The organism is Agrobacterium sp. DSM 25558, from assembly GCF_900100825.1.
GTDB lineage: Bacteria > Pseudomonadota > Alphaproteobacteria > Rhizobiales > Rhizobiaceae > Agrobacterium.
Genome location: NZ_FMUD01000095.1, coordinates 1 through 800 on the forward strand (window position 1 = coordinate 1; position 800 = coordinate 800).

Annotated in this window: 2 protein-coding genes; both read left to right on the forward strand. The window is 59.0% G+C overall.

The annotated features are described in order from the left end of the window. Positions 1–193 precede the first annotated feature (193 nt). On the forward strand, positions 194–502 hold the full coding sequence (locus DSM25558_RS29700) for an IS110 family transposase (protein ID WP_077107794.1): 309 nt from the start codon (positions 194–196) through the stop codon (positions 500–502). Continuing rightward, positions 499–800: hypothetical protein (locus DSM25558_RS29705; protein ID WP_256387100.1), on the forward strand; the 302-nt coding region annotated here is incomplete at its 3' end. The genes DSM25558_RS29700 and DSM25558_RS29705, both read left to right, overlap by 4 nt.

Below are 800 nucleotides of genomic sequence, written 5' to 3' on the forward strand. Positions count from 1 at the left end.
CCCGCACTTGTGTGGACGAAATGTGGTTTACTTGTTGCATTGACCGGGATGCGCATCCCGGTCAATGCAGGCAGGAGGCCGTATTTCCGCACCGGTTTGAAAGAGCCGACATCAAGCAAGGCCCTGCCTGCTCCCTTTAACCCCGAACGGTTGATCGGGCTTTCGCCCGCACCACAAGACTGGGAGCAAGGCCATGATACAGGAACTTACCGTTGTTGGTATCGACATTTCCAAAGCCCGCTTCGATGTCTGCGCGTATCCTGCGGGAAAGCACTGGAGTACAAGCAGTTCACCGGAGCAGATTACAGCCCTTATCAAGCGCATTCAGGCGCTCGGACCCGTCGTCGTCGGGCTGGAGGCGTCTGGCGGTTATGAGCGCAGGCTGGCTGACAGTCTGCATGCCGCAGGTGTTAAGGTCTATATCCTGCCACCCCAAGGGTTCGCAGCTTTGCCACCGCCATGGGGCAACTGGCCAAGACTGACAGGATCGACGCTGCCATGATCGCTCGTTACCTAGCAACGGCAAGTGACAGGCTCGTTGCCTATGGTGGACCGGACCCGGCCCGCGACCGCCTAAGCGCGCTTTCAGCCCATCGGCGCAGGCTGGTTGCTGAAAAGAGTGGTCTGATAAGCCAGCTCGATACGATTGAAGAGCCGCTGGTGCGCGATATGCTGGAACAACGCCTGCGCATCATCGCTGCGGATATTGCGACGCTGGATACCGCCATGCGTGATCTGCTCAAGGCAACGCCGAGCCTGCGCAAGCGTCACGACAGGATGTGCAAGGTCACAGGTGTCGG